Source organism: Nonomuraea jiangxiensis (genome assembly GCF_900099965.1).
GTDB classification, from domain to species: Bacteria; Actinomycetota; Actinomycetes; order Streptosporangiales; family Streptosporangiaceae; genus Nonomuraea; species Nonomuraea jiangxiensis.
In genome coordinates this window covers 40,141-64,916 of the sequence record NZ_FNDJ01000038.1, presented here as the reverse complement: position 1 = coordinate 64,916, position 24,776 = coordinate 40,141, and the positions used below count along the sequence as shown (strand labels likewise).

At 71.3% G+C, this 24,776-nt stretch carries 21 protein-coding genes; 13 read left to right on the top strand and 8 right to left on the bottom strand.

The genetic code is table 11. The annotated features are described in order from the left end of the window. Positions 1 to 4: 4 nt before the first annotated feature. Positions 5 to 1,159, bottom strand: coding sequence for an ROK family transcriptional regulator (locus BLS95_RS48205; protein WP_090946349.1), 1,155 nt, complete (start codon positions 1,157 to 1,159; stop codon positions 5 to 7). Between the two features lie 172 nt (positions 1,160 to 1,331). Between BLS95_RS48205 and BLS95_RS48200 the strand changes: the two genes are divergently transcribed. The 7 genes from BLS95_RS48200 to BLS95_RS48170 are packed head-to-tail and all read left to right on the top strand — an operon-like array spanning position 1,332 to position 10,927. Next, a complete protein-coding gene (locus tag BLS95_RS48200; protein ID WP_090946348.1) occupies positions 1,332 to 2,645 on the top strand; it encodes a glycoside hydrolase family 36 protein in 1,314 nt (437 codons plus the stop codon). Beyond that, positions 2,642 to 3,652 carry a carbohydrate ABC transporter permease gene (locus tag BLS95_RS48195; RefSeq protein ID WP_218136357.1) on the top strand — a complete coding sequence of 337 codons (1,011 nt, stop codon included), beginning with the start codon at positions 2,642 to 2,644 and terminating at the stop codon, positions 3,650 to 3,652. The genes BLS95_RS48200 and BLS95_RS48195 overlap by 4 nt, the downstream gene beginning before the upstream one ends. Before the next feature lie 9 nt (positions 3,653 to 3,661). Then, positions 3,662 to 4,471: a carbohydrate ABC transporter permease gene (locus BLS95_RS48190; protein ID WP_090946347.1), complete on the top strand. Its 810-nt coding sequence runs from the start codon at positions 3,662 to 3,664 to the stop codon at positions 4,469 to 4,471. Positions 4,472 to 4,485: 14 nt separating this feature from the next. Continuing rightward, positions 4,486 to 5,793, top strand: a complete 1,308-nt coding sequence (locus BLS95_RS48185; RefSeq protein WP_218136356.1) for an ABC transporter substrate-binding protein — start codon at positions 4,486 to 4,488, stop codon at positions 5,791 to 5,793. Between the two features lie 9 nt (positions 5,794 to 5,802). After that, positions 5,803 to 7,347 carry an alkaline phosphatase D family protein gene (locus BLS95_RS48180; protein ID WP_090946346.1) on the top strand — a complete coding sequence of 515 codons (1,545 nt, stop codon included), beginning with the start codon at positions 5,803 to 5,805 and terminating at the stop codon, positions 7,345 to 7,347. A gap of 10 nt (positions 7,348 to 7,357) precedes the next feature. Beyond that, positions 7,358 to 9,301 (top strand): NPCBM/NEW2 domain-containing protein, encoded by a 1,944-nt coding sequence (locus BLS95_RS48175; protein ID WP_090946345.1) that lies wholly within the window; start codon positions 7,358 to 7,360, stop codon positions 9,299 to 9,301. A gap of 12 nt (positions 9,302 to 9,313) precedes the next feature. After that, complete coding sequence (locus BLS95_RS48170; RefSeq protein ID WP_090946344.1) at positions 9,314 to 10,927, top strand: beta-N-acetylhexosaminidase; 1,614 nt, start codon at positions 9,314 to 9,316, stop codon at positions 10,925 to 10,927. A gap of 69 nt (positions 10,928 to 10,996) precedes the next feature. Here the strand turns inward: BLS95_RS48170 and BLS95_RS48165 are convergent, their stop codons facing one another. The 4 genes from BLS95_RS48165 to BLS95_RS48150 all read right to left on the bottom strand — a co-directional run bounded on the left by BLS95_RS48165 (position 10,997) and on the right by BLS95_RS48150 (position 16,087). Beyond that, the gene (locus tag BLS95_RS48165; RefSeq protein WP_090946343.1) at positions 10,997 to 11,500 is read right to left on the bottom strand and encodes a DUF2087 domain-containing protein; all 504 of its coding nucleotides are present in this window, start codon (positions 11,498 to 11,500) and stop codon (positions 10,997 to 10,999) included. A 208-nt stretch (positions 11,501 to 11,708) separates the two neighbouring features. Continuing rightward, the gene (locus BLS95_RS48160; RefSeq protein ID WP_090946342.1) at positions 11,709 to 14,216 is read right to left on the bottom strand and encodes a DEAD/DEAH box helicase; all 2,508 of its coding nucleotides are present in this window, start codon (positions 14,214 to 14,216) and stop codon (positions 11,709 to 11,711) included. Positions 14,217 to 14,263: 47 nt separating this feature from the next. After that, positions 14,264 to 14,764, bottom strand: a complete 501-nt coding sequence (locus tag BLS95_RS48155; protein WP_090946341.1) for a GNAT family N-acetyltransferase — start codon at positions 14,762 to 14,764, stop codon at positions 14,264 to 14,266. A gap of 48 nt (positions 14,765 to 14,812) precedes the next feature. Beyond that, entirely contained in the window at positions 14,813 to 16,087 is a 1,275-nt protein-coding gene (locus tag BLS95_RS48150; RefSeq protein ID WP_090946340.1) for an acyltransferase family protein, read from the bottom strand. Positions 16,088 to 16,272: 185 nt separating this feature from the next. On the opposite strand from BLS95_RS48150, the gene BLS95_RS48145 reads away from it, so the two are divergent. After that, positions 16,273 to 17,517 carry a sensor histidine kinase gene (locus tag BLS95_RS48145; protein WP_090946385.1) on the top strand — a complete coding sequence of 415 codons (1,245 nt, stop codon included), beginning with the start codon at positions 16,273 to 16,275 and terminating at the stop codon, positions 17,515 to 17,517. Next, positions 17,508 to 18,155 carry a response regulator transcription factor gene (locus BLS95_RS48140; RefSeq protein WP_090946339.1) on the top strand — a complete coding sequence of 216 codons (648 nt, stop codon included), beginning with the start codon at positions 17,508 to 17,510 and terminating at the stop codon, positions 18,153 to 18,155. Before BLS95_RS48145 ends, BLS95_RS48140 begins: the two co-directional genes overlap by 10 nt. Before the next feature lie 183 nt (positions 18,156 to 18,338). On the opposite strand, the gene mihF is transcribed toward BLS95_RS48140, so the two are convergent. From mihF to BLS95_RS48125, 3 genes are all read right to left on the bottom strand, one after another. Beyond that, the gene (gene mihF / locus BLS95_RS48135; protein WP_043641121.1) at positions 18,339 to 18,644 is read right to left on the bottom strand and encodes an integration host factor, actinobacterial type; all 306 of its coding nucleotides are present in this window, start codon (positions 18,642 to 18,644) and stop codon (positions 18,339 to 18,341) included. Positions 18,645 to 18,745: 101 nt separating this feature from the next. Beyond that, positions 18,746 to 19,150, bottom strand: coding sequence for a GlcG/HbpS family heme-binding protein (locus tag BLS95_RS48130; RefSeq protein WP_090946338.1), 405 nt, complete (start codon positions 19,148 to 19,150; stop codon positions 18,746 to 18,748). A gap of 107 nt (positions 19,151 to 19,257) precedes the next feature. Further along, entirely contained in the window at positions 19,258 to 20,511 is a 1,254-nt protein-coding gene (locus tag BLS95_RS48125; RefSeq protein WP_090946337.1) for an ROK family protein, read from the bottom strand. Positions 20,512 to 20,534: 23 nt separating this feature from the next. Between BLS95_RS48125 and BLS95_RS48120 the strand changes: the two genes are divergently transcribed. From BLS95_RS48120 to BLS95_RS48105, 4 genes are all read left to right on the top strand, one after another. Further along, on the top strand, positions 20,535 to 21,803 hold the full coding sequence (locus BLS95_RS48120) for an MFS transporter (RefSeq protein WP_281250131.1): 1,269 nt from the start codon (positions 20,535 to 20,537) through the stop codon (positions 21,801 to 21,803). A gap of 164 nt (positions 21,804 to 21,967) precedes the next feature. Beyond that, positions 21,968 to 23,044 (top strand): LacI family DNA-binding transcriptional regulator, encoded by a 1,077-nt coding sequence (locus tag BLS95_RS48115; protein WP_245765728.1) that lies wholly within the window; start codon positions 21,968 to 21,970, stop codon positions 23,042 to 23,044. After that, positions 23,041 to 23,955: a carbohydrate ABC transporter permease gene (locus tag BLS95_RS48110; RefSeq protein ID WP_218136354.1), complete on the top strand. Its 915-nt coding sequence runs from the start codon at positions 23,041 to 23,043 to the stop codon at positions 23,953 to 23,955. Before BLS95_RS48115 ends, BLS95_RS48110 begins: the two co-directional genes overlap by 4 nt. Beyond that, entirely contained in the window at positions 23,952 to 24,770 is an 819-nt protein-coding gene (locus BLS95_RS48105; protein ID WP_090946335.1) for a carbohydrate ABC transporter permease, read from the top strand. The genes BLS95_RS48110 and BLS95_RS48105 overlap by 4 nt, the downstream gene beginning before the upstream one ends. Positions 24,771 to 24,776: the final 6 nt, after the last annotated feature.

The following is a 24,776-nucleotide window of genomic DNA, read 5'->3' as shown; positions in this document are numbered from 1 at the left end:
GCGGTCAGCGGGTGAGCGGGAGGGGGCCGTTGTCGGTGGTGAAGAGCTGGTCGTCCAGGTGGTTCACGGCGTAGTCGATCGCCCCGACGACCACACACTCGTCGCCCAGCGTGGACGCGCGCATCTCCGGCATGCGCATGCACCTGGCCTCCAGCCGCTCCCGCAGCGGCTCCAGCAGCACGTCGGCCGAGCGGGAGAAGCCGCCTCCGAGCACCACCATCTGCGGGTCCAGGATGAGGACCATGGCGGCCGTGCCCACCGCGAGGTCCTCGACGTACCGCTCGACGGCCTCGATCGCGACCGGGTCGCCGTTCCTGGCGGCCGCGAGCGTGTAGCCCGCCGCGTCCTCCGGCGGGGTGCCCGCGGGCACGGACGCGCACGTGTGCAGGTGCTCGGGGGCGTTGAACCAGCGGGCCTCCGGCAGCATGACGATCTCCCCCGAGGCCGCGCCGAAGCCCCTGTGCACCTTGCCGCCGATGATCAGACCGGCCCCCATCCGCCTGCCGACGTGCAGGAACACCACGTCCCTGGCGCCCCTGGCCACACCGCGCCGGGCCTCGGCCATGGCGGCCAGGCGGCTGTCGTTCTCGATCAGCACCTGCCAGGGGAACATCCGGCGCAGCTCGCCCGCCAGGTCGAGATCCCGCCAGGCCGGTACGGCGGCCGAGTAGATGACCCGCCCGGCCACGTCGATCACGCCGATGGTGCCCACGGAGATCATCCACACGTCGGCCACCGTCGTACGGCTGAGCGCGAGACACCCCGCGACGGCCCGCTCGATCGCCGCCAGGCGCTCCTCGAGCGGGGCGTCGGGCCGCACCGGCTGCCGGGTCTCGGCGAGGATCTCCCCGTCGAGGTCGGAGAGGGCGGCGCGGATGTTGTGCCCCCCTATGTCCACGCCCACCAAGTGGCCGCTGTCGGCGCGGAAGCGGTAGCGGCGGGCGGGCCGGCCCATCGTGCCCTGGCTCGGCGGCACCTCCTCCACCCAGCCCAGCCGCATGAGCTCGTCGGTGACCTCCTTCATGGACGGCCGTGACAGGCCGGCGCGCTCGGCGAGCGCCGACAGGGTGAGCGGTCCCGCCTTGCGTAGCGCCCGGATGGCGGTCAGCGAGTTGAGCTGCCGCAGCCTGGACAGGTCGCCGCCGCGAACGTCCGCCATCGCCGTCCTTAAGTAGGTTTCCTCTGTAACAGGGAATTATGCCAGCGCTCGACCGCTGTACGCGCAACCTACATCTGCCACTAGTTCGGTAAAAATCCGCTCATTGACCCCTGGGACGGCTCGGTGCTACTAATGAAGCGCTCCTTCGTAAGTCAAGAGGAATGAGGACCTGATGTCGTTCGCTGACATCGGCGAGGTCACGTGCGATCCTGCCGTGGCCAGGGTGTTCGAGCACGGCTGGCAGTCATGGAGTCCCACGGGGGCCTACCGACTGACCGACACCCCGCCCAGGCCCGCCGACGAGACGATCCAGATCCTCGCCTACCGGCCCGAGACCCCGGTCCCCGACGGCACCTTCCAGGGCGAGGGCCTGCTGGCGGTCGAGCCGGGCGACGGCACCGTCGAGCTGTGGTCGGCGCCGAGCCCGCTCCAGGTGCCCTCGATCAGGGCGCGCCAGGACGGCGGGCGCCTGGTGGTCTCCGCCGACGGCCCGGTACGGCACCACCGCACGGAGGGCGGCCTCGCCCGCGCCCTGCGCGACTGGGCGGACACCATGGCGGCGCAGGCCGGGGCACCCGGGACGTTCCCCGCCGTCGCGCCCATGTGGTGCACCTGGTACGGATACTGGGACAAGGTCACCGACGCCGACGTCATCGAGAACCTGGAGCTCTCGGAACGGCTCGGCCTGGGCGCCGACATGTTCCTGATCGACGACGGCTACGAGGCCGGGATCGGCGACTGGCTGGAGATCCGGCCCGGGTTCGGGTCGCTGGCGCGGGCCGTGGACGCCGTGACGGACGCGGGCCGGCGGGCGGGCATCTGGACCGCGCCGTTCCTCGTCGGCCATGGCAGCCGGATCTTCCGCGAGCACCCCGACTGGCTGGTCAAGGGCGCCTACGCGGGCCGCATGTGGGACCAGGACCTGGCGGTGCTCGACGTCACCCACCCGGAGGCGGCCGAGCATCTGGTGCACGTGTTCGCCGAGTTCGCCGCGCTCGGCATCACCCACTTCAAGCTCGACTTCGTCTACGCCGGGGCGCTCGCCGGCGGGCGGCACGAGGACCTCGACCCGATCGCGGCGTACCGGCGGGGGCTGGAGCTGATCCGCCGGGGCGCCGGCGCGGCGGCCACGCTGCACGGGTGCGGGGCGCCGATGCTGCCGAGCCTCGGGCTGGTGGACATCATGCGGGTCAGCCCCGACATCGCGCCGACCGTGCAGCCCAAGTCCGGCGACATCAGCCAGCCGTCGCAGCTCGGCGCCCGGCTCACTGGCGCGGCCCGGGAGTTTCTGCACGCGCGCTGGTGGGTGAACGACCCCGACTGCATCATCCTGCGGCCCGAGGTGGAGGCCCGGGAGGAATGGGCCGCGCACATCGGCGCCACCGGCGGGTTACGCGGGTCCAGCGACCCGATCGCGGCCCTCGACGCCTGGGGGCTGGAGACGACCAGGCGCCTCATGGTGCCGACGACGACGGTCCCGTCGTGACGAGCCGCACCGCCAGGGCCGCCATGGGCGCCGCGGCCGCGGGGGAGAGCCGGTCGGCGGCCGGTCGCCGCGGGGCCCGGGGAAGCGGGGCCCAGGGAAGCGGGGCACGGCGGAGTGGAGGACGGAGAAGCGGGGCACGGGGGAGCGGCTGGCACGCCTACCTGTTCGTCGCGCCCAGCCTCTTCGGCGTGCTGGCCTTCCTGCTGCTCCCCATGGTCATCGTCCTCGTGCTCAGCCTCTTCGACTGGGAACTGCTGTCCGACCCCCAGTTCGTCGGCCTGGACAACTACCGCCGCCTGGCCGGCGACGGCCAGACCTGGCACTCGCTCTGGGTCACCGTGGCGTACGTGCTGCTCTGCATCCCCCTGCAGACCGTGCTCGCCCTGGCCCTCGCCCTGGGACTCAACCGGCGCGTCAAGGGCGTCAGAATCTACCGCTCGCTGTTCGTCGTCCCGTGGATGGCCACTCCCATCGCCCTCGGGCTGATCTGGAACTGGATCTTCGACCCCCGCGACGGCGCCCTCAACAGCGCCCTGGCCCTGATCGGCATCACCGGGCCCGACTGGCTGTCCGACCCGGCGTGGGCGCTGCCCGCCGTCGCGCTGGTCAGCGTCTGGCAGCAGACCGGCTACAACATGCTGTTCTTCCTGGCCGGCCTGCAGGGCATCCCGCGCGAGCTGCACGACGCGGCCGCCACCGACGGCGCCACCACGGCCCAGCGGTTCTGGCGGGTGACGTTGCCGCTGCTCAACCCCACGATGTTCTTCGTCACGGTGACGAACCTGATCGGCGCGTTCCAGGTGTTCGACACGGTCTACGCGATGACCGACGGCGGCCCCGGCCGGAGCACCGAGGTGATCAACTTCCGGATCTACCAGACCGCGTTCAAGGAGTTCGACTTCGGCTACGCGGCCACGCTCTCGACGGTGCTCTTCTTGATCATCTTCGTGGTGACGATGGCGCAGGTCAGGTTCTTCGGCAAGCGCACCACCTACGACCTGAGCTGAGGAAATCCGATGGCCAAGCGAATCCTGGTCCACACCGCGCTCGCGATCGGTGCGTTCGTCTCCGTCTTCCCCTATCTGCTGGTGGTGCTGACCGCGTTCAAGACGCAGGCGCAGCTCAGCTCCACCCACCCCTGGCTGCCCGGGACGCCGCCGACCGCCGACAACCTCGCCGAGGTCTTCGCCGGGGACTTCCCGCGCTTCCTGCTCAACACCGCCGTGATGACGGCGGTGCTCACGGCGGGCCAGCTGGTGTTCACCACCTTCGCCGCCTACGCCTTCGCGCGGCTGCGCTTCAGGGGCAGGGACGTGCTGTTCTGGCTGTTCGTGGCCACGATGATGGTGCCGAGCGCCGTCACGATGATCCCGCTGTTCCTGATCATGCGGGAGCTGGACCTGGTCAACACCTGGTACGGCCTGCTGGTCCCGTACGTGCTCGGAACCCCGTACGGGATCTTCCTGATGCGGCAGTTCTTCAAGAGCCTGCCCGCCGGGCTGGAGGAGGCCGCGCGGATCGACGGGGCCGGGGCGCTGACGATCCTCATGCGCGTCATGCTCCCGCTGTGCCGCCCGGCGCTCGGCACCCTCGCGATCATCACGGTGATCTCGTCGTGGAACAGCTTCCTGTGGCCGCTGATCATCACGAGCGGCGACGACACCAAGGTCATCACGGTCGCGCTGGCCACGCTCAAGATCGGCATCGGCGTCGACTACAACCTCATGATGGCCGGCAGCCTGATCGCGCTGGTGCCGATGGTGGCCGTCTTCATCTTCTTCCAGAGGCACATCGTCAGGTCGGTGGTTCTCACCGGCCTCAAATAAGAAGAGGTCAGCGAATGATGCACAACCCCCCGATTCGCTGGGCCGGGGCGCTGCTCGGCGTCGCCATGCTCACACTCACCGCGTGCGGGTCAGGATCGGCCGGCGGTGGGTCCGGCGACGTCACGTTGACGTACCGGCTGTGGGACGAACAGCAGAAGGCCGGTTATGAGCAGGTCATGGCGGCCTTCGAGAAGGCCAACCCGGGCATCGACGTGACCATCGAGGTGCTGCCGTACGACCAGTACTGGACCAAGCTCACCGCCGACGCGGTGGCGGGCACGGCGCCGGACGTGTTCTGGATGACGCCCACCCAGTTTCCCGAGTACGTCACCAAGGGGGTGCTGGCCCCGGTCCAGCTCGACGCCTCCCAGTATCACCAGACCGTCGTCGGCTCCTTCACCTACAAGGACAAGTTGTACGGCGTCCCGAAGGACTGGGGCATCGTCGGCCTGCTCTACAACAAGGACCTGTTCAAGAAGGCCGGCGTGGAGATGCCGGACAAGCTCACCTGGAACGCCGACGGCACCGGCACCCTGCTCGACACGGCGCGCAAGCTCACCGTGGACGAGGCCGGCAAGCACCCCGGCGAGGCGGGATTCGACCCCGCCAAGGTCACGACGTACGGCTTCCTGTCCTGGAACCACTATCAGACCCAGTGGATGAACTGGGTCGCCTCCAACGGCGGCAAGCTCGTCGACCAGCCCTTCGGCAAATACGTCTTCAACGACCCCGCCTCGGTGCAGGCGCTGCGGTTCGGCGTGGACCTGGTCGGCAAATACCACGTCTCGCCGCCCGCCACCCAGACGAACCCGCCCACCGGCAAGGCCACCGACATGTTCACGGCGGGCAAGGTCGCGATGTTCCCCGCCAACAACGCGCTGCTGCCGTTCGTCGCGCCCGAGTCCACGTTCGAGGTGGGCGTGGCGCCCATGCCCGAGGGGCCGGCCGGCCGCGCGGTCAACCTGAACGGCCTGGCCGAGGCCGTCTACGCCAAGAGCGACCACCCCGAAGAGGCCATGAAGCTGGCGCAGTATCTCGGCACCGAGGCGCCGCAGAAGCTGATGGCCGACGGCGGCTACGTCCTCCCCGCTCGTAACGGCCTCACTCAGGGCTACGTCGACTACTGGAAGTCGAAGAACGTCGACGTGACGCCCTTCGTCGAGGAGGCGGAGGGCACCACCTTCCCGTTGCCGATCGCCACCGGTTTCACCGGCTTCGAGACCAAGCTCAATCAGATCTTCAACGAGATGTACCTCGGCAACCTCTCCCCGCAACAAGCCGCTGACCAAGCGGTTTCCGAAGGCAACGCCTCCCTCCAGTAAAGGACCCTCATGATCACCCGGCGATCCCTGTTCGCCGGGGGCGTCAGCATGGGCGTCGCCGCCGCGTTGGGTGCCACACCCGCGCGCGCGGCCGCTCGGCGCGCCCCCATATCCGACCCGTTCCAGCTGGGCGTCGCCTCGGGCGAGCCCACGTCCGACGGCGTGGTCCTGTGGACCAGGCTCGCGATGGATCCCGTCGCCGCGGACGGCCTCGGCGGCATGCCCGGCCGCCAGGTGCCGGTCCAGTGGCAGCTGGCCAAGGACGAGAACTTCCGGCACGTCGTACGGCACGGCACCGAGCAAGCCGCCCCCGAGGCGGCCCACAGCGTGCACGTCGAGGTCGAAGGGCTCGACCCCGGCGCCGAGTACTTCTACCGGTTCAAGGCCGACGGCGAGCTCAGCCCGGTCGGCCGCACCCTGACCAGCCCGGCCCCCGGCACCCGCGGCCGCGCCCTGAACCTGTCGTTCACCTCGTGCGCCGACTACCAGGCCGGCTGGTTCACGCCCTACCGCAGGATGGCCGAGGACCAGCCGGACCTCATCGCCTTCCTCGGCGACTACATCTACGAGTACGGCGACTACAAGTACCCCGTCCGCGACCAGGCCGGCGGCGAGTGCTTCGACCTGGCCGGATACCGCCTGCGCCACGCCCAGCACAAGGCCGACCCCGAGTCGCAGCTGGCCCACGCCATCGCCCCCTGGGTCGTGGTGTGGGACGACCACGACATCGAGAACGCCTGGGCCGGGGACGTCCCCGAGCAGCCGGACCCGCCCTTCCTCAAGCGCCGCGCCGACGCCTTCCAGGCGTACTACGAGAACATGCCGCTGCGCCGCGCCCAGCGGCCACGCGGCACCTCGCTCAAGCTCTACCGCAGCATCCGCTGGGGCGCGGTCGCCAACCTGCACCTGCTCGACACCCGCCAGTACCGCGACCTGTACGCGTGCACCGGCGCCAGCGGCACGGTCGGCCCCGACTGCATGGAGCGGTTCGAGCCCAACCGGACCATCCTCGGCCAGGAGCAGGAGGCCTGGCTGGACGGCGAGCTGAAGCACTCCCGCGCCACCTGGGACCTGCTGGGCCAGCAGGTCTTCCTGATGGAGATGGACTGGACGAACGGCGCGGGCAAGGGCTACTCGAACGAGGGCTGGGACGGCTATGTCGCCTCCCGCAACCGCCTGACCGCCGCCATCGACGACTACCAGCGCAACGCCGTCGTGCTCACCGGCGACGTGCACTCCCACTGGGCCGGCGAGGTCAAGCGCGACCACCAGGACCCCGAGTCCAGGTCCGTGGCCGTCGAGCTGGTCACCACCTCCGTGACGAGCGCCGGCAACGGCCTGGACGAATACCCCAACACGCAGATCCTGCTCGACGAGAACCCGCACGTGAAGTTCTTCAACGGCCGCCGCGGCTACGTGCGCACCCGGCTCACCCAGGACGAGATGAAGGTCGACTTCCGCTCGTTGTCCCGCATCACCGAGCCCTACGCCCCCGCCTACACCTCCGGCTCCTTCGTCATCGAGCCCGGCCACCCCGCACTCAACCCCGCCTGACAGGATCCTCATGCGCATCCTCACGGCCGCCGCCGCGGCGGCCCTGCTCGTCATGCCCTTCGTCCCCTTAGCGAGCGCCGCGCAGGCGGAAACCACCGGCCCGCCCATGGGCTGGAACAGCCGCACGCTGGGCTGCTCGGTCTCCGAGTCGTCGGTACGGCAGGCCGCCGACGCGCTCGCGCGCCTCGCCCCGCTCGGCTACCGGTACGTCATCATCGACGACTGCTGGCTGGCCCCCCAGCGTACGAACGGCGCGCTGGCCCCCGACCCCGCCCGCTTCCCCGCCGGCATCGGCGCCCTGGCCGACTACGTGCACGGCAAGGGCCTGAAGCTGGGCCTCAGCCTGTCGGCCGGCACCAAGGCGTGCACGGGCGGCGGGCCCGGCTCGTACAAGAGCGAGGCCGCCGACGCCCGCCAGGTCAGGGACTGGGGCGTCGACTACGTCAAGTACGACTGGTGCAGCATGCCCACGGCCGACTTCCCCGGCCAGAACGTCCAGCAGATCGCCCAGGCCCTCTACCCGCCGATGCGCCAGGCCCTCGGCTCGGGCGTCGTGTTCGCCATGAACAACGAGGACGGCAGCACCGTGCCGTGGCTGTGGGGCAAGGACGGCGGCGCCACCACCTGGCGGACCAACGTCTACAACCGCCCCATCGCCGACAACTACCCGAACATGACCGACATCTGGGAGACCAACCAGCTCAGGGCCGAGTACGCGGGCCCCGGCAGCTGGGCCGATCCCGACCTCATCCAGGCCGGGCGCGGCGGGATGACCGAGACCGAATACCGCGCCCAGTTCACGCTCTGGGCGATCGGCGCGTCCCCGCTGATCCTTCAGGCCGACCCGGCCCAGGCGCCCGCGTCGGTCGTGGCCAACCCCAAGGTGATCGCCGTCAACCAGGACCGGCTGGGCGTGCACGGCACGTTCGTCAGGACCGACGGCTGGTACCACGTGCTGGCCAAGCCGCTGGCGAACGGCGACCGGGCCGTGGTGCTGTTCAACGAGAGCGACCGCGCGGCGACCATCTCCACCGACCTCGGGGACGGCCGTCACCGGGTCGAGGACCTGTGGACCGGCACCGTCACCTCGACCGAGGGCGAGCTGGCGGCCCAGGTGCCCGCCCACGCCGCGCTGCTCTACCGGGTGGGCGAGAGCCGCGGCCAGACGCCGCCGCCGCTGGTGACGTTCGAGGCCGACCCGCCCCGCTTCCTCGGCGAGGACCGGACCTCGGTGCTGGAGCCCGGCGTGACCGGCGAGATCGTCACCCGGGTCACGAACACCGGGGCCACCGCGCGGCTGCGCGACGTCGAGGTCACGGCCGGGGCGCCCGCCGGATGGCGGATCGAGGCGCGTACCCCTGCCAGGACCGGCCGGCTGGACGGCGGCGAGACCTTCACCGTGAAGTGGGCCGTCACCCCACCCGCCGACACCCCGCCGGGCACCTATCAGCTCACCTTCACCCGGGACGGGCAGAGCGCCGTGGCCGTGGTGACCGTCGCCCGCGCGCCCGGCGCCGGGACGACGTACCTGAGCGACCTCGCCTGGACCAGGGCCACGAGCTACTTCGGCCCCGTCGAGAAGGACATGAGCAACGGCGACCGGGCCGCCGGCGACGGCCGCCCGATCACCATCGGCGGCGTCACCTATCCCAAGGGCCTGGGCGCGCACGCGCCCGCCGACATCGAGTTCTACACCGCCGGGCGCTGCTCGTCCGTCACCTTCCAGGCCGGGATCGACGACGAGGTCGGGGCGGGCGGCTCCGCCGACTTCGAGGTCTGGGCCGACGGCGGCCGGGTCGCGCACTCCGGCCTGGTCACCGGTGCCATGCCGGCCCGCGAGGTGACCGCCTCCATCGAGGGCGCCCGGTTCGTCCGGCTTGTCGCCACCAACGGCGGCGACAACGCCACCTCCGACCACGCCGACTTCGCCGACGCCACCATCACCTGCCAGTAAGGAGATCGCCCGTTGAAGATCGTTCCCAGGCCCGTCAAGCAGGAGTCCAGGCCGGGCTCGTTCGTCCTCGACAGCCGGACCTCGCTCGTCGCTGATCCGGCACTCGCCGAGGTGGCCTCCTGGCTGCGCGGTGAGCTCGCCCCCGTCACCGGCGGCGAGCTGCTGCCGGGCGGAACGGGCCCGGGAACGATCACGATCGCGCTCGGCGAGCTCGGGCCGGAGGCGTACCGGCTGACCGTCGGCGACGGCGGGGTGGAGATCGTCGCGGGCGGGCCGGCCGGCGCGTTCTACGGGGCGCAGACGCTGAGGCAGCTGCTGCCCGCCGCCGCGTTCCGGAAGGCCGCCGCGGGGACCGCCGCCTTCGAGGTGCCCGGCGCGTACGTCGAGGACGAGCCGCGCTTCCCCTGGCGCGGCTGCCTGCTCGACGTCGCCCGGCACTTCATGACCAAGCGCGACGTGCTGCGCTTCGTCGACCTGCTGGCCCTGCACAAGCTGAACGTGCTGCACCTGCACCTCACCGACGACCAGGGCTGGCGGTTGGAGATCCGGCGCCATCCCAGGCTCACCGAGGTCGGCGCCTGGCGCAAGGAGAGCCAGATCGGCTGGAACGGCGCCATGGACGGCCGCCCGCACGGCGGCTTCTACACGCAGGACGACATCAGGGAGATCGTCGCGTACGCCGCGCGGCGCCACATCACGGTCGTCCCCGAGATCGACCTGCCGGGGCACACCCAGGCCGCCATCGCCGCCTACCCGGAGCTGGGCAACCTGGACGCGCCGCTGGAGGTGGGCACGACCTGGGGAGTCGGCCGGAACGTGCTCAACGCCGAGGACGCCACGGTCGCGTTCTTCCAGGACGTGCTGGACGAGGTGCTGGAGCTGTTCCCGAGCCCGTACGTGTGCGTCGGCGGTGACGAGGTGCGCAAGGACCAGTGGCGGGCCAGCCCGGCCGTCCGGCGGCGCCGCGCCGAGCTGGGGCTGCGTGACGAGGAGGAGCTGCAGAGCTGGTTCATCCACCAGTTCGACGCCTATCTCGCGGCGCGCGGCCGGCGGCTCGTCGGCTGGGACGAGATCCTCGAAGGCGGGCTCGCGCCCGGCGCGGTGGTCGCCTCCTGGCGGGGCGAGCTGGGCGCGGTGGCCGCCGCCAGGCGCGGCCACGACGTGATCAACTGCTCGAACACCAGCCTCTACCTGGACTACCGGCAGGGGCCGGGGGAGCAGGAGCCGGTGCCGTTCGGCACGGTGCTGACGCTGGAAGACGTCTACGCCTTCGAGCCGATTCCGGCCGACCTGCGCGGCGAACCCGCGGCGGCCCGCGTCCTGGGCGCCCAGTGCGGGGTCTGGACCGAGCTGATCGACTCCAGCCGGCACGTGGACTACATGGCCTTCCCCCGGCTGGCCGCGTTCGCCGAGACGGTGTGGAGCAGCGCCCGCCGTGACCTGGTGGACTTCCGCGAGCGGCTGGCCGCGCACCTGCCCCGGCTGGACGCGATCGGCGTGGAGTACAGGCGCGCGGAGGGGCCGCTGCCCTGGCAGACCAGGCCGGGGGTGCCGGGACGCCCGGAGGACCCCGAGCGCTGGCAGGCCAAGCTCGACGCCTGGACCAGCAACCTCCGCGCGACCTAGACCCCCGGGGACTCCGCCCTCATGGGCGGGTCCCCTCGCTCAAGGGCCCCTCGCTGAAGGACCCCTTGGCTAGACCTCGACGGGGCCGCCGCTGCGCCAGTAGACGTTGTCCTTCCTGGACAGCAGGCCCTCGTCGACCAGGTAGCGGCGCAGCGCCGCGTAGTCGTCGTGGAAGGCGCGCAGCGCCACGTTCACGTCCTTCTCCGGGTAACGCACCCCGGGCTCGAAGACCAGCACGATGTAGCGCAGCACCACCAGCCGCTTGTCGCGCCGCATCGCCATGGTCGTCAGCCGCCCGTCCACCAGGAACGTGCGCAGCACCCGCTCCTCCGCGCTCAGCTCCGCGGCCGGCTCGGCGCTCGCCCGCAGCAGCTCGCGGAAGCGCTCAGGGGTGGCCCGCCACTTGCCGTCCTCGTCGCAGGCCGCCAGGCCGCCGCTGGCCAGCCGCCGCAGCACCTTGGGGGAGAAGTCGCCGGTCTCGCCGAGCACCAGGCGGGCCAGCGTACGCAGCGTGTCCTCCTGGGAGAGCAGGCCGAGGACACGCCGGATTTCATCGTCGCTCACCCCCACCATTTTGTCCCATGATCGCCACACTGTTGCGCGTAGCCTCCTGGGAGCCCGGTGAGGACCGCACAGGCGCCGATCGCCGAATTCAGGAAATGTCTCGATCTTGGGACGTGATCATGACGGGAACCTGACGTAGTCCGGCCGACACTTAATCGACAGGCGTGTGCCGGGACGCCCTTGCCAGTCCGTTCCGGCACACGGCTTGTCGCCCCGGTCAGAGCCGGTTGAGGCCGATCACGTGCAGCACCGCGCGGCCCTCCTCGTCGGAGGCGGCCAGGTCCACCTGGGCGTCGATGCCCCAGTCGCCGTCACCGGCCGGATCCCGGACGGTCTGCCGCACCTTCCACAGCTCGCTCTCCTCCTCGATCCGCAGCAGCGCGGGCCCGCGCGCGTCTGCGTCGGTGAGGATCTCCTCGTGGTCGGCGTAGTAGGCGTCCAGCGCCGCGCCCCAGTCGACGTCGGGGGCGAGCTCCTCCAGCTCGTCCTCCTTCTCGATGGCGCACAGCTCGACCAGCCGGAACATCGCGTTGCGCACCAGCACCCGGAAGGCCCGCCGGTTGGCCGTGACCGGGCGCACCTTGGCCTCGAGCTGCTCCTGCTGCTCCAGCGCCGCGGCCGGGTTGGTCAGCTTTTCCCACTCGTCGATCAGCGAGGAGTCCACCTGCCGGACCAGCTCCCCGAGCCACTCGATCAGGTCGACCAGGTCGTCGGTCTTGAGGTGCTCCGGCACCGTACGCGACAGCGTGCGGTAGGCGTCGGCCAGGTAACGCAGCACCGTGCCCTCGGAGCGGGCCAGCTCGTAGAACTGGATGTACTCGCTGAACGTCATGGCCCGCTCGTACATGTCGCGCACCACCGACTTCGGGCTCACCGTGTAGTCGCCCACCCACGGGTGCCCGCGCCGGTAGGTCTCGTAGGCCCCGAGCAGCAGGTCCTCCAGCGGCATCGGGTACATCACCTCGGCGAGCTGCTCCATCCGCTCCTCGTACTCGATGCCGTCGGCCTTCATCTGCGCGACGGCCTCGCCCCTGACCTTCTTGAGCTGGGCCGACAGGATCTGGCGGGGGTCGTCGAGAATGGACTCCACGATGGAGACCATGTCCAGGGAGTAGGACGGGGACTCCCGGTCGAGCAGGTCGAACGCGGCCAGCGCGAACGTCGACAGCGCCTGGTTGAGCGCGAAGTCCTCCTGCAGATCGATCGTCAGCCGGGCCCGCCGGCCCTGCTCGTCGGGCTCGGCGAACTGCTCCACGATGCCCCCGGCCAGCAGGGACCGGTAGATCGCGATGGCCTGGCTGATGTGCCGCCGCTGCCACTTGCGGTCCTCGTGGTTGTCGGTCAGCAGGTGCTTCATCGCCTGGAAGCAGTCGCCGGGCCGGTTGATCACCGCGAGCAGCATGGCGTTGCTGACCTTGAAGCGCGAGTTGAGCGGCTCGGGCTCGGCCTCCTGCAGTTTCTGGAACGTGTCCTCGCTCCAGCCCACGAACCCCTCCGGCGGCTTCTTGCGCGCGTAGCCGCGCCGCCGCTTGGGGTCGTCGCCGATCTTGGCCAGCGCCTTGGCGTTCTCGATGTCGTGCTCGGGGGCCTGGCAGGCGACGTAGCCGATGGTGTCGAAGCCCGCCCGCCCGGCCCGGCCGGCGATCTGGTGGAACTCGCGGGCCCGCAGCCGCCGTACCTTGTTGCCGTCGTATTTGGACAGGGCCGTGAACAGCACCGTCCTGATCGGCACGTTGACGCCGACGCCGAGCGTGTCGGTGCCGCAGATGACCTTCAGCAGGCCCGCCTGGGCCAGCCGCTCCACCAGCCGCCGGTATTTCGGCAGCATCCCGGCGTGGTGCACGCCGATGCCGTGCCGGACGAGCCGGGACAGCGCCCGCCCGAACCTGGTGGTGAAGCGGAAACCGCCGATCATGGCGGCGATGGCCTCCTTCTCGGCCTTCGTCGCCATGTTGATGGACATCAGCGCCTGGGCCCGCTCCATAGCGGCGGCCTGCGTGAAGTGCACCACGTAGACCGGCGCCTGCCCGGTGCTGAGCATCTCCTCCAGCGTCTCGTGCAGCGGGGTCATCCGGTAGGAGTAGACCAGCGGCACGGGCCGCTCGGCGTGCTTGACCACGGACGTCGGCCGGCCGGTGCGCCTGGTCAGGTCGCGCTCGAACATCGACACGTCGCCGAGCGTGGCCGACATCAGCACGAACTGCACGTTGGGCAGCTCCAGCAGCGGCACCTGCCAGGCCCAGCCCCGGTCGGGCTCGGCGTAGAAGTGGAACTCGTCCATCACGACCTGGCCGATGTCGGCCGCCGCGCCGTCGCGCAGCGCCACGTTGGCCAGGATCTCGGCGGTGCAGCAGATGATCGGCGCACCGGGGTTGACGCTGGCGTCGCCGGTCATCATGCCGACGTTGTCGGTGCCGAAGACGGCGCACAGGTCGAAGAACTTCTCCGACACCAGCGCCTTGATCGGCGCGGTGTAGAACGTGCGCACGTCCCTGGTCAGGGCCGTGAAGTGGGCGCCGGCGGCCACCAGCGACTTGCCCGAGCCGGTCGGCGTGGCCAGGATCAGGTTGCTGCCGGAGACCACCTCGATGAGGGCCTCCTCCTGCGCCGGATAGAGGGTGAGCCCCCGCTCGGCGTTCCATGCGACGAACGCGTCGAAGATGGCGTCGGGATCAGCGTCGATCTCTTCGGGCAAACGGTCAACGAGTAGGCTCACGACATCTATCCTGCCGAAGTTTGCCGCGTGGTCGAACCGGATGCGGCCATCTCAGGTCAACCCGGCAGATCCCGTTGCAGCAGCAAGGTGTCGATCCAGCGCCCGTGCTTGAACCCGACGCCCCTCAGCCTGCCCGCCTCCTCGAACCCGCAGGCCCGGTGCAGCCGCGCCGAGGCCGGGTCGCCCGAGTCGGCGATCACCGCGACCAGCCGCCGGGCCGGCGTCCGGCCCGCCTGCGCGATCAGCTCGCCGAGCAGCAGCCGTCCGAGCCCGCGCCCGGTGAACGCGGGGGACAGGTAGATGGTGTCCTCCAGGGTGTGCCGGTAGGCCGGCTTGGGGCGGTACGGGGCGACGTAGGCGTACCCGGCGACCTCACCGTCCACCTCGGCCACCAGGAACGGCAGGCCCGCCCCGACGATGCCGTCCGCCTTGGCCCGCCACGTGCCGAGGTCCGGCGGCGTCTCGTCGAACGTGGCCAGGCTGGCGACGACGTAGTGGGCGTAGATCGCGGTCACGGCGGGCAGATCGGATTCGGACAGGGTGCGCAACTTCGTCATACTTCCGCATTCTCCGCAACCGCTGATGACAGCCGGGTTTCCGGCTCCTCACACCCGGGCCCGCGGAGCCGTCATGAGCAGCCCGCCGAGCAGCGCGACCAGCGCCAGGAACGGTCCGGCGCCGGGCGCGAACCCGCCCACGGTCAGGGTCAGCACCCCGCCGCCGACCAGCGCCGTCGCGCAGAGCATCGACCCCCAGCCGAGCTCACCGTACGGCAGCGCGGGCGGCGCCTCGAACCTGGCGAACACCTTCACCAGCGGCCACAGCACCAGGCACAGCAGCCCGAACCAGACCGGCCACCCGGCGAACCAGAACGCGCTGCCCGGCGCCGGCGTGTCGATCCCCAGCAGGACCACCGCCACGCCGGACACCACGATCAGGGCCGGCATGTGCCACAGGTACACCGTCATGATCCGCGGTCCGGCCCACGCCAGCAGCCGGTCCAGGGGCAGCCGCACCAGCCACGGCCGCAGCAGCATGGCCAGGCCCACCTGCCCGGCGCCGACGGCCAGCATGGCGAGGGTGGGCGGGGCCATGTTCGACACCTCGGCGCCCGGCAGGCCGATCATGCTGCCCGGGTAGGGGCCGAACGCCACTAGCAGCGCCGCCGTCCCGAACCCGCCCAGCGCCAGCAGCCAGGAACGCCTCATCCGGCCCTCGGCGTAGAAGAAGCCGAGCTGGTGCACGGCCAGCCAGACGAACACGACGTTCAGGTAGCCCGCGGCCTCGAACCCGGTAGAGAAGCGGACCACGTCCGTCAGCACCGCCCCGGCCGCCAGCGCGACGGGGACCAGGGCGCCGTACCGCTCGTGCAGGCGCAGCGCGTACGGGGTGACCGTGACGGCGATCAGGTAGACGGCGAGGAACCACAGGAGCTGGCCCGTCAGGCGGGCCCCGACCGTCAGCGGCTGCTCGGGCACTCCCAGCGTGAGCAGCAGTTGGGGGAGCGGGATCCACACCACGGCCAGCGGCAGCAGCGGCCAGGCCAGCCGCCGCAGCCTGGCCGCCAGCCAGCCCTGCGGCGACCCGCCCCGGCGGCCGAAGCTGATCGCGTTCGCCGCGCCGCCCGCGAAGAACACCAGCGGCATCACCTGGCTGATCCACGTCACCACCCACACGCCGGGCGTGGACAGCGCGTTGCCGGTGGTCAGCCGAGCGCCGTCGTAGGAGATGACCGGGATCGTCCAGTGCTGGAACACGATGAGCGCCATGCCGAACACGCGCAGCAGGTCGATGAACGGGTCCCGGGTCGCCGGGCGCGTACCGGCCGGGCGGCGCGGCTCCGCGGCTGGGGCGGTGGGACGGTCCAGCAGGACGGTCATGGAGGGCCTCGATTCACTGGGAACGGATGGCTCCCAGGGTTCCGCCCAGCGGATTCGCGCACATTGCCGTGAGCCGCCCTCTTGGGGGCTAGATCACACCACCGGCCCTGGTAGGGCTGGCCCTACCCCCGGACACCTGCGCACCCCGCTCGTCAGGCGCGGCTCGAGGCCCTAGCGTGATGGCCATGCGCTCCCTGACAAGGCGTGTCCTCCTCGACACCCGCTACACGCTGGTCGGCTTTCCCACGGCGGTCATCGGCTTCGTGCTCCTGGTCGCGGGCTTCGCCGCGGGCCTGGGCACCGCGGTCGTGTGGGTGGGCATACCGCTGCTGGCCGGCACGCTGATGATCGCGCGGGGGTTCGCGGACGCCGAACGGGGCTGGCTGTCCGACGTGCTGCAGCGCCCGCCGGTCCGCCCCCGGTACAAGCCCGCCCCGCCGGGAGCGGGCAGGTTCCGGCGGCTCGTCAACCCGATGACGAGCGGGCAGTCCTGGCTGGACCTGCTGCACGGCATCCTGGTCTTCCCGTTCGCCATTCTGTCGTTCGTGATCACCGTCGTGTTCTGGGCCATCCCCTTCCTCGGGCTGACCTATCCGCTCTACGGCCTGATCACCTCGCAGATCGAGGAGAACGGGCTGCCCGCGCTGCTCGGCCTCGGCAACGGTTATCTCGTCAACACGCTCTTCTACTTCTCCGTCGGCGTGCTCTTCACGGTGCTCATGCCGTTCATGGTGCGCGGGGGCGCGCTGCTCAGGGCCGGACTCGGCCGGGCGCTGCTGACCGGCGTGGCGGAGCTGCAGGAGCGCATCGACGACCTGGCCCAGGGCCGGGCCGCGGCCGTGTCCGCCGAGGCCAACGCGCTGCGCAAGCTGGAGCGCGACATCCACGACGGGCCGCAGCAGCGGCTGGTCTCGCTGGCCATGGAGCTGTCCAGGGCGCAGCGGCAGCTGGCCAAGGACCCCGAGGCGGCGCAGGCCACCATCAAGTCCGCGATCGACGCCACCCGCGAGACGCTCGACGAGCTGCGCGCGCTGTCGCGCGGCATCGCGCCGCCGATCCTGTCCGACCGCGGCCTCGCGCCCGCGCTCGCCGCGCTCGCCGGGCGCTGCACCGTCCCGGTGGACCTCGACGTGCAGACGGTCGACCGCTACCAGGCCGCCGTCGAGAACGCGATCTATTTCGTCTGCGCCGAGACCCTCACCAACGTGGCCAAGCACAGCCGCGCCACCGTCTGCACGATCCAGCTCGTCCGCATCGGAGATGTCCTCATGCTCACGATCGGGGATGATGGGGTCGGCGGCGCACACGTCGCCAAGGGACATGGTCTTGCCGGACTGGCCGACCGGCTCCGCGCCGTGGACGGGGAGCTGACCGTGCAGTCGCCGGACGGCGGGCCGACGATCATTGTGGCGGAGGTGCCGTGCGGGTAGTCGTGGCCGATGACGCGGTTCTGATCAGGGAGGGCCTGGTCAGGCTGCTTGAGGAGTTCGGCTGCGAGGTGGTCGCGACCGTCGGTGACGGTGACGGCCTCGTCAAGGCGATAGCCGAGCACAAGCCCGACGTGTCGGTGGTCGACGTGCGCATGCCGCCGTCGTTCACCGACGAGGGGCTCAGGGCGGCCGTGGAGGCGCGCCGCCGGGTGCCGGGGGCGCCCGTGCTCATCCTGTCGCAGTACGTCGAGGTCTCCTACGCCGACGACCTGCTCGCCGACGCCCGTGGCGCGGTGGGCTACCTGCTGAAGGACCGGGTGGTCGACGTGGAGGAGTTCCTGGAGGGCCTGCGGCGGGTGGCCGCGGGCGGCACCGTGTTCGATCCACAGGTGGTGTCCCAGTTGATGGTGCGCAGACGCAAGGACGACCCGCTGGCGCAGCTGACGCCGCGGGAGCGCGAGGTGCTCGGGCTGATGGCCGAGGGGAAGTCCAATCCGGCCATCGGGCGGCAGCTCGTGATCAGTGACGGGGCCGTGGAGAAGCACATCAGGAGCATCTTCAGCAAGCTCGGCCTCTACGCCGACGACGGCGACCAGCATCGCCGGGTGCTCGCCGTGCTGACCTACCTGCGTTCCTGACCCTGCTGCTCACCTACGTTTTCAACCCACTGCCTGCCCCGTCCCGCCTCGTCCGCCGGGCCCTCTCGACGGGCCTCGTTCACCGGTGAGAGCGGGGGCGGCTCCGCTCTCCGGTCCCTCGTCGGCCTGCTGAGGGTCGCTGGCCGGTCCGCGCGCCGTGCGCGCGGACCTGGCCGCTCGGGTCTAACCGAGCGCGTCGACCAGCTTCTTGCGCTGCTGGGCGCCCAGGCCGCCGAGACGGCGCTTCTCGTCGACGCCCGCCTCCTCCATCAGCGCGGTGGCCTTGGCCGGACCCACGCCCTTGACGGCGCGGAGCGCCTGGGAGACCTTGATCTTCTTCGCGATGTCGTCGTCGCGCTCAAGCAGCTGCGCGAACGTCAGCTCGCCGGCCTTGACCTTGGCCAGCAGGGCCGTGCGGGCGGCACGGGCCTCGGCTGCCTTGGCCAGAGCGGCTTGACGCTGCTCGGGGGTGAGAGTGGGAAGTGCCATTTCGGTTCTCTCCTCGGGGAGTTTACGTTCGGGTTCTGTACCCGTGGTGCAGTGGCTAATCATGGCGGATAGCAGCGGTACGTGTTGCGGAAAGCGCCCGCTCAACGTGTACGCCACACCGATGCGGCCGCTTCGGCGCACCTGACGTCCTGCCTGATCGTGCCTCCGCTGACCCCCACGCCCCCGACCACCCGCTCGCCCTCGCCGTAGCCGGCCCAGAGCGGGACACCCCCGCCGACGCTCAGGAATCGATCATCGGTCAGCCCGAACAGCTCCCCTCCCGGAGCGGTCAGCTCGGCCAGGTCCTCGGTGGTCCTGCGCAGGGCCACCGAGGTGTACGCCTTGCGCTGCGCGAGCACCGGCCCGGCGATCTCCGCACCCTCCATACGCTGGAAGGACACCAGATGCCCGCCCTCGTCCACGACCGCGACAGAGATCATCGCACCTTCGCGGGCCGCCTGCTTGAGGGCCGCCTCCGTCATGCGGAGCGCCAGCTCGAGATTCACGGGCCTTCCCTCGGCTTCAAGATTCTTTCGCCCCTTGGACCCTTCCATGCGTACAGGGCCTCGCGGGAGCCCGCAAGATCGCTTGCATGGCCGGGAAAGGATGTGGGTTATATCGGGTTTCGTCCCTTGAGCGTGGAATGCGTCACATTTTGCGGTTCGGGCGTGTCGGGGGCCTGGTCAGGGTGGCTTTCGCGCCACCGGTCGAGGCCCTCAGGAGTGAGGAACTCGTCGAAGACCGACTCCATGGCGCCGAGGAGCGAGCCGCGCCAGCCGAGGGCCGAGCCGGCGATCCGAGGCGGGCGGTCGCGGCGGATCGCCATGAGGCCGGGCTCGCAGGCGGCCAGCAGTTGCCCGCTCGCCCGCTCGTACAGCTCCACGCCGTGGCCCGACAGCGTCACGACCTCCGGGTCGAGGGCGTTCACCAGGGCGGCTATGCCACGGCCGAGGGCGGTGGCGTTGGCCGCGACCGCCTCCTCGCTGGTCGCCAGCACGTGCTCGGCCTGCTCGCGGCCCCGGCCGCCGCCGTAGGCGAGGCCGACCCGGCGCAGCAGGGCGTTCGCGCCGACGTCCATGCTCCAGCAGCCGGTGGCCCCGCACGGGCAGGGCCGGTCGCCGCCGGTGAGGGGCATGTGGCCGAACTCGGCGCCGGAGCCGCCCGCGCCGTCCAGCGGCCTGCCGTCCACCACCAGGACACCGCCCAGGTCGAAGTCCACGTGCAGGTGCAGGCCCACCCGTACGCCCCGCAGCCGCCCCCGCCGGGCCTCGGCCAGTGCCGCGAGCGCGGTGTCGTTCCCGACGAGCGGCCCGCCCGGCACCGGCGCGCCGGCCCCGCCCCGGTCCGGGGCGAGGAGGGCGGGGACGTCCACCGAGCGCCAGCCCAGGTGGGGGATGTCCACCAGGCCGCCGTGCCGTACCGGCCCCGGCAGGGCGACCCCGACGCCGACGGCGCGGGGGCCGAGGCGGGCCTGGTGCGCCCTGACGGCCTCGCCCAGGGGGCCGAGCGCGCCTTCGGGGGTGCCGTCGTGCGGGCGCACGTCGAGCACGGTGACCCGGCCGCCCAGCTCGCAGGCCGCCAGCTCCCAGGCGTCCTCGCGGACGTCCACGGCCAGCGCCAGCGGGCCGCGCGGGTGCGGCCCCGGCACGTGCGTGGGGCGGCCCCGGGCGGCTCCCGGGGCGGGCTCCTCGTGCAGCAGCCCGTCCTCGGCCAGGCCCGCGACGAGCACCGACGCGGTGCCCCTGGCCAGGTGCAGGTCGCGGGTCAGCTGCGACCTGGTACGGGTGGCCCCGCAGTCATGCACGGCCCGCAGCAGGCGGACCCGGTTGTGCGCCCGAAGCTCGACGCTGGTTGTGGCTCCATTCACGAATCACAGTTTATGCTCTGACCGTGAACAAAAGCCTCACAGATGCCAGACGTGCTCGTGTCGGAGTTTTCGGATTCTTCTTCCTTGCCGGATTCGTCATGGGTCTCTGGGCGGCCGGCCTGCCCTCGCTCAACGACCGGCTCGACCTCGGACCCGCCCGGCTGGGCAGCGTGCTGCTGCTGATCTCCGGCGGGGCGCTGGTGTCGATGACGGCGGCCGGGCCCCTGGTGGACCGGTTCTCCAGCCGGCGGGTGAGCTGGATCGCCGGGCCCGTGTCCGGGCTGGTGCTGCTCGGGCCCGCGCTCGCGCCCTCGTACTGGGCGCTGGCGGTCCTGGCGGTGGTGTTCGGGATGGGGCTGGGGGTGACCGAGATCGCCATGAACGCCCACTCCGTCGAGGTCGAGCGCCGCTACGGGCGGCCGATCATCTCGGCCTTCCACGGGACGTGGAGCCTGGGCGGGGCGGCCGGGGGCGGGCTCACCTCCCTCGTCCTGCAGACCGGGCTGGATCCCCAGGCGCTGCTGGTCGTGGCGGCGCTGGTGGTGCCGCTCCTGTACGTGCCGGCCGCGCGCCTGCTGCTGCCAGACCCGCCGGGGCACGACCCGGCCGCGTCGCCGGGCGGCGCGGCGGGGGGCTCGCTGGGGTGGTGGCTGATCGCGTTGCTCGGGGTGGCGGCGTTCGCCGGGCACCTGAGCGAGGGAGCGGCCATCGACTGGGCCGCGCTGCACGCCCGGTGGGTGCTGGCGACCGATCCGGCCGTGGCGCCGCTGGCGTACACGATCTTCTCGGTGGCGATGACGACCGTGCGGCTGCTCGGGGACCCGATCAGGGCCCGGCTCGGGTCGGTGCTCACCATCCGGCTGGCCGGGCTGTTCGCCACGGCCGGGTACGCGCTGGTGCTGCTCTCGCCGCTGGCCGGGGAGCCGCTGCGGGTGGTGTGCGCGTGGACGGGATGGGCGCTGGCGGGCGTGGGGCTGGCCACGGTGGTGCCGGTCCTGTTCAGCGCGGTGGGGGCGGCCGGCGGGCGGGTGGGGCGCGCGCTGGCCATGGTGACGGCGTTCGGCTACAGCGGGCTGCTGCTCGGCCCCGCCGTGCTGGGGTACGTCGCCGAGGCGTCCTCGCTCCCGGTGGCCCTGATCATCCCCGCGGTGCTGGCCGCCGTGGTGGCCCTGGCCGGTTCCCCGGCCATCCGCTCCCTCGGCCGGCACTCGGCCGCGCCGGCCACCTCCCTGCCCGAGCCCGCGCAGGCGCCCACCGCCCACGGCCCCGAGCCCGAACCGGCCCGCGACTGATCTCTGCGCCCCCTCCTGTCCCAGATGTTCACGCGCGGGCGGGAGGGGGTGCGTTACGGGATCGTGACTTGACCCGGAAGTTACGGGAGAGTTTCATGTCCCAAACAACGGTAAACGTTTACAGCTTCTTGACAGTAAACGTTTACGCTTCTGGAAGGACGACCTTGGCCGACGGACCCACGATCAACACGATCGCCGAGCGCGCCGGTGTCTCGATCGCCTCCGTGTCGCGGGTGCTGAACGGCCTGCCGACCAGGCAGGAGACCGTGCGCAAGGTGATGGCCGCCGCCGACGAGCTCGGCTACGTGCGCAACGCCGTGGCCAGGTCGCTCAAGTCGCGCCGCACCAACCAGGTGGCCTTCGCCATGGCCGACATCGGCAACCCCGCCTACCTGGCGATGCTGCGCCAGATCCAGCCGGTGCTCAAGGCCGCCGGATACCGGCTCGTGCTGCACTCCACCGACGCCGTCGTGGCCGACGAGATCGACGTCCTGCACGGCCTCGGCGAGCGATACGTGGACGGGCTGATCATGAGCCCGCTGCGGGTCACCGACGCCCATCTGGAGCTGCTGGCCGCCGCCCGCGCCCCGGTCGTGATCATCGGCTCGGTTCCCGAGGGCACGCGGGTGGACAACGTACGGGCCGACTCGCGCACGGGTGTCCGGCTGGCCGTCGATCACCTCTACTCGCTCGGCCGCCGCAGGATCGCCCTGGTCAACGGCCCGCTGGACACGGTGCCCGGCGCCGCGCGCGGGGCGGCGTACCGGGAGGCGCTGGAGGACCTCGGCCTGCCCTACGACGAGAACCTGGTGCAGGTCGGCGACTTCTACCGCCCGGAGGGCGGCCGGGCGGTGGCCGAGCTGCTCGCCCGCGTCCCCGACGTGGACGCGCTGATGTGCGCCAACGACCTGATCGCGCTCGGCGCGCTGGACGTGCTGCGGGCGGCCGGGCGGCGGGTGCCGGACGACGTGGCGGTGGTCGGCATGGACGACACCGACCTGGCCGCGGCCTCGTGGCCGTCGCTGTCCAGCGTCTCGCTCGGGTCGGCCGAGCGTGGCAAGGTCGCCGCCGAACTGCTGCTGGAACGGCTGAAGGGCGGCGAGCACGAGCCGCGGCGCGTCACCGTGCCGCCCCACCTGGTGGTGCGCGCCTCCACCGCGGGCGCCGGACCCGACGAGCGCGCGGCGCGGGGCGGAAGCCGGGAGGCCGGGGGAGCCGGGGAGAGGGGGGCCGGGTCGTGACGGCGACCGTGACGAGGGCGGCGCCGCCGGGGCGGCCGGGGACCAGGAGCCGCGGGATCTCCAGGCAGACGCGCGAGACCTGGCTGCTCATGCTGCCCGCGCTGGTCCCGGTGCTGCTGTTCAGCGTCGGACCCCTGCTGTACGGCATCGGCCTGGCGTTCACGGACGCCCGCAACACCCGCGTGCACGAGACGAGCTTCGTCGGCCTGGAGAACTTCACCCGGTTGCTGGGCGACGACGAGTTCTGGGCGTCGTTCAAGATCGGCGCGATCTGGTCCGTCTCGGTGACCGTGCTGCAGTTCCTGGCCGCGCTCGGCCTCGCGCTGCTGCTCAACGAGCGCCTGCGGTTCCGGGGCGTGGCCAGGGTGCTGGCGGTGGTGCCGTGGGCGATGCCGCCGGTGGTCATCGGGCTCATGTGGAAGCTCGTCTACCACCCCGACGCGGGCATCCTGAACGACCTGCTCGGCACGGACGTCAACTGGCTGGCCGACTTCTCCCTCGCGCTGCCCGCGATCATCGTGGTCGGCATCTGGACCGGCATGCCGCAGACCACGGTGGTGCTGCTGGCGGGCCTGCAGGGCGTGCCCAAGGAGCTCTACGAGGCCGGTCACATGGACGGCGCGGGAAGCTGGCGGCGGTTCTGGAACATCACGCTGCCTCAGCTCCGGCCGGTGATCGTGGCCATCACCTCGCTCGACTTCGTGTGGAACATCAACCAGTTCGGCCTGGTCTACGTGCTCACCCAGGGCGGTCCCGGCGGGCAGACGCGGCTGCCGATGCTGTTCGCCTACGAGGAGGCGTTCCGCTACCGGTTCGCCGGTTACGCCTCGATGCTCGGGCTGGCCATGGCGATCGTCGTGCTCGCCGTGCTCGGGCTCTACCTGTGGCGGCAGATGAGGGAGACCCGATGAGACGTGTCCCGCAGTACGTCGCGCTGGCCGCGTACGTCGTCTTCCTGGCCTTCCCGCTGGTGTGGCTGCTGTCCACGGCGCTGAAGACGCCACGGGAGATGGCGCTGGCGGATCCGACCTGGATCCCGCGCGAGCCGACGCTGGCCAACTTCGCCGACGCGTTCGGCGAGCAGGACCTGGTGGGCGCGGCGGTGAGGAGCCTGGTGGTGGCGCTGGCGAGCAGCGTGATCACGGTGCTGGTCTCGCTGCCCGCCTCCTACGCCATGGCCCGCTACCGCAGCCTGCTCAACCGGGTGGCGATCGGGTGGGTGCTGGTGAGCCAGGTGTTCCCGTTCATCCTGATCATCATCCCGCTGTTCATGATCCTGCGCGATCTGGATCTGGTGAACACGCTGCCGGGGCTGGTGGCGGTGCACGTGACGTTCACTCTGCCGTTCGCGCTGTGGATGTTGCAGGGCTACGTACGCGCCGTGCCGCGCGAGCTGGAGGAGGCCGCGGCGGTGGACGGGGCGGGCCGGTTGCGGTCGATCGTCAGCGTCGTCGCCCCGCTGCTGACACCGGGTGTGGTGGCCACGTTGCTGTTCTCGTTCATCTCGTCCTGGAACGAGTTCATGTTCGCGCTCGTGATCCTCCAGGACCCCGACGTCATGACACTCCCGCTGACGCTGGTGAGGTTCACCGGCCCCGAGGGGGTGGCCAGGCTCGGCCCGCTGGCCGCGGCGTCGCTCATGGCGACGATCCCGAGCCTGATCTTCTTCGCAATCATCCAGCGGCGACTGAAGTCCGGCCTGATGGCCGGCGCCGTCAAGGGCTAGGAGGCT

Bases quoted from the DNA above. Each gene is read 5' to 3' on its own strand.
- BLS95_RS48205 (WP_090946349.1), bottom strand. From the start codon at position 1,159: ATGGCGGACGTTCGCGGCGGCGACCTGTCCAGGCTGCGGCAGCTCAAC.
- BLS95_RS48200 (WP_090946348.1), top strand. From the start codon at position 1,332: ATGTCGTTCGCTGACATCGGCGAGGTCACGTGCGATCCTGCCGTGGCC.
- BLS95_RS48190 (WP_090946347.1), top strand. From the start codon at position 3,662: ATGGCCAAGCGAATCCTGGTCCACACCGCGCTCGCGATCGGTGCGTTC.
- BLS95_RS48185 (WP_218136356.1), top strand. From the start codon at position 4,486: ATGATGCACAACCCCCCGATTCGCTGGGCCGGGGCGCTGCTCGGCGTC.
- BLS95_RS48180 (WP_090946346.1), top strand. From the start codon at position 5,803: ATGATCACCCGGCGATCCCTGTTCGCCGGGGGCGTCAGCATGGGCGTC.
- BLS95_RS48175 (WP_090946345.1), top strand. From the start codon at position 7,358: ATGCGCATCCTCACGGCCGCCGCCGCGGCGGCCCTGCTCGTCATGCCC.
- BLS95_RS48165 (WP_090946343.1), bottom strand. From the start codon at position 11,500: ATGGTGGGGGTGAGCGACGATGAAATCCGGCGTGTCCTCGGCCTGCTC.
- BLS95_RS48155 (WP_090946341.1), bottom strand. From the start codon at position 14,764: ATGACGAAGTTGCGCACCCTGTCCGAATCCGATCTGCCCGCCGTGACC.
- BLS95_RS48150 (WP_090946340.1), bottom strand. From the start codon at position 16,087: ATGACCGTCCTGCTGGACCGTCCCACCGCCCCAGCCGCGGAGCCGCGC.
- BLS95_RS48145 (WP_090946385.1), top strand. From the start codon at position 16,273: ATGCGCTCCCTGACAAGGCGTGTCCTCCTCGACACCCGCTACACGCTG.
- mihF (WP_043641121.1), bottom strand. From the start codon at position 18,644: ATGGCACTTCCCACTCTCACCCCCGAGCAGCGTCAAGCCGCTCTGGCC.
- BLS95_RS48105 (WP_090946335.1), top strand. From the start codon at position 23,952: ATGAGACGTGTCCCGCAGTACGTCGCGCTGGCCGCGTACGTCGTCTTC.